The organism is Paracoccus sp. (in: a-proteobacteria) (genome assembly GCF_030536915.1).
GTDB lineage: Bacteria > Pseudomonadota > Alphaproteobacteria > Rhodobacterales > Rhodobacteraceae > Paracoccus.
The window spans coordinates 6,119-8,638 of record NZ_JAUNPC010000062.1; the positions used below are offsets into that span (position 1 = coordinate 6,119).

At 69.8% G+C, this 2,520-nt stretch carries 4 protein-coding genes; 3 read left to right on the plus strand and 1 reads right to left on the minus strand.

What is annotated here, in order from left to right; translation table 11 throughout:
- Positions 1-207 precede the first annotated feature (207 nt).
- Positions 208-1,218 carry a methylmalonyl Co-A mutase-associated GTPase MeaB gene (gene meaB, locus Q4F04_RS10875; RefSeq protein ID WP_303369853.1) on the minus strand — a complete coding sequence of 337 codons (1,011 nt, stop codon included), beginning with the start codon at positions 1,216-1,218 and terminating at the stop codon, positions 208-210.
- Between the two features lie 186 nt (positions 1,219-1,404).
- Between meaB and rpmB the strand changes: the two genes are divergently transcribed.
- The 3 genes from rpmB to Q4F04_RS10890 all read left to right on the plus strand — a co-directional run.
- Positions 1,405-1,680 carry a 50S ribosomal protein L28 gene (rpmB, locus tag Q4F04_RS10880; RefSeq protein WP_303369854.1) on the plus strand — a complete coding sequence of 92 codons (276 nt, stop codon included), beginning with the start codon at positions 1,405-1,407 and terminating at the stop codon, positions 1,678-1,680.
- A gap of 100 nt (positions 1,681-1,780) precedes the next feature.
- On the plus strand, positions 1,781-2,110 hold the full coding sequence (locus Q4F04_RS10885; protein ID WP_303369855.1) for a hypothetical protein: 330 nt from the start codon (positions 1,781-1,783) through the stop codon (positions 2,108-2,110).
- A 36-nt stretch (positions 2,111-2,146) separates the two neighbouring features.
- A partial coding sequence (locus Q4F04_RS10890) for a copper chaperone PCu(A)C (RefSeq protein WP_303369856.1) occupies positions 2,147-2,520 on the plus strand: 374 nt, incomplete at its 3' end.

Genomic DNA, 2,520 nt, shown 5'->3' on the forward strand with positions numbered 1-2,520 from the left:
GTCAATATCGAGGAAGGCGCCGAGGGGCTGGGCGTGATCCTGTTCCTCTTTGCCCTGACGCTGCACCGGCATCAGGCTGGCCTGACCCCCGGCATCTCGCTGTTTCGCTGAACCGCAATGCCCGGCAGATCCTGACGACGCTGATTCTGCCGGGGCAGTGACTGCCCTTCTATTCGGAGGTGTCGTGCCTCGCCACCTGCGGCGGCGTCAGTCCAGCGCGGCCAGCATTTCTGCCGCCGCGGCCACGGGGTCGGACCGGCCGGCGGCGACATCGGCGCCAAGGGCCGCCAGCCTGCCGGCGGCAGGGTCGCGCTGCAGCCGGCCCAGCAGGCCGGCGCGGACTTCGGACAGGAACCAGCTTTGCGCCTGCTCGGCCCGACGGCGGGTGAAATGGCCGGTCTCGCGGCGCCATTCCGCCAGCGCCTGCATCTCGTCCCAGGCGCGGGCCAGGCCGTCTCCCTCCAGCGCCGAAACGGGCAGGGCCTTGGGAAAGCCCTCGGGGTCCTGCGGGCGCTTGCGCAGCAGCCGCAGGGCGCCGGCGTAATCGGCGACGGTGCGGTTGGCGGTGGCCTTCAGTTCCCCGTCCGCCTTGTTCACGAGGATCAGGTCCGCGATCTCCATGATGCCGCGCTTGACGCCCTGCAACTCGTCCCCGCCCGCGGGGGCCAGCAGCAGGACAAAGAGGTCGCTCATCTCGGCCACCAGGGTCTCGGACTGGCCGACGCCCACCGTTTCGATCAGCACCACGTCGAAGCCCGCGGCCTCGGCCAGCCGCACGACCTCGCGCGTGCGGCGGCCGACGCCGCCCAGTTCCGCCTGGCTGGGCGAGGGGCGGATGAAGGCCAAGGGATCGCGCGACAACCTTTCCATCCGGGTCTTGTCGCCGAGGATCGAGCCGCCCGACCGCGCCGAGGACGGGTCCACCGCCAGCACCGCCACCCGCAGGCCCTGCCCGGTCAGCATCAGCCCGAACGCCTCGATGAAGCTGGACTTGCCGACGCCCGGCGTCCCGGACAGCCCGATCCGCAGCGCCTGCCGCGGCGGCAGCGCGGCCAGCAGCGCGATCGCCTGCGCGCGGTGGTCAGGGCGGGCGCTTTCCACTAGCGTGATGGCGCGGGCCAGCGCCCGGCGTTCGCCGGCGACCAGCCGCGCGGCAAGATCGGACAGGTCGGGAAAGGAGGCTTGCGGGTCCGGCATCTTCGCCTCGCGTGCGGTCATGGGTCCGGCCCGTGGTAGTAAGACGCGGCGGGATTGCCAAGTCGGCAGAACCTGCGATTCGGCCTTGACTTGCAGGGTCGCGGCCCCTATCCACACGCAACGGATTTCCGGGCGCTGCCAGTCGGCGCCCTTTCAATTTCCGGCGCCCGGCTGCGGGGCCGGACGCTGCAACGAAGGATCAACATCATGTCGCGCGTCTGCGAACTGACCGGCAAGGGGCCGATGACCGGCAACAACGTCAGCCACGCCAACAACAAGACCCGTCGCCGGTTCCTGCCGAACCTGAACGACGTCACGCTGATCTCGGACAAGCTGGGCCAGTCCTATTCGCTGAAGATCTCGGCGGCGGCGCTGCGTTCGGTGGACCACCGCGGCGGTCTGGATGCCTATCTGTCCAAGGCCAAGGACGACGAACTGTCGGCGCGCGCGCTGAAGATCAAGCGCGAGCTAGCCAAGGCCTGATCTCATCCTGCAGCGATTCGGAAAGGCCCTGCCCCAAGTGGCGGGGCCTTTGTCGTTCCGGCCCTTGGCGAAAGATTTCCGCCAGCCTAGGCTGGCCGCCATGCAGATGCTGCTTCGCCTCGGCCTTGTCTGGCTCATCGTCCTGACCAGCCTGTCGCTGGGAATGGCGCGCGGGCAGGTGCGGTCGGGAACCGAGGTCATCCTGTGCTCGGGCAGCGCCGTCATCGTCGACCCGGACCACCCGCAGGGCGTCCGCTATTGCCCCGACATGGCGGCAAGCCTGCTGCTGACGCTTGATCCGCCGCCGGTGATCGCCCGGCGCGACGCGCAGCCGTACCGCCGCGCCGAACCGCCCGCGGCACCCCGGCGCGTGGGCCTTATCCATCCGGTTCCGCAGGCCCGCGCCCCGCCGCCGTTGCAGGCCGCCTGAACGAACCCTGCAACACATCAAGCGAGTTATCCGACCATGAACCGGACCCTGATCCTTGCCGCCATCGTGGCGGCCCTTCCCCTTGCCGTCCCGGCCCATGAGGGCCACGACCACGGCACCACCGTCGGCGACCTGACCGTGACCGATGCCTATGCGCGCTCGACCAACCCCAAGGTCGGCGCGGCCTTCATGGTGATCGGGAACGCCGGCAGCACGGACTGCACCCTGACCGCCGTCAGCGCCCCCGAAGTCACCGACCGGGCCGAGCTGCATACCCACCGCGAGGAAAACGGCGTCATGTCGATGGTGCAGGTCGAGTCCATCACCATCCCCGCGGGCGGCAGCCATGCCCTTGAACGCGGCGCCGACCATGTGATGCTGATGGACACGAAAGCGCCGCTGGCCGAGGG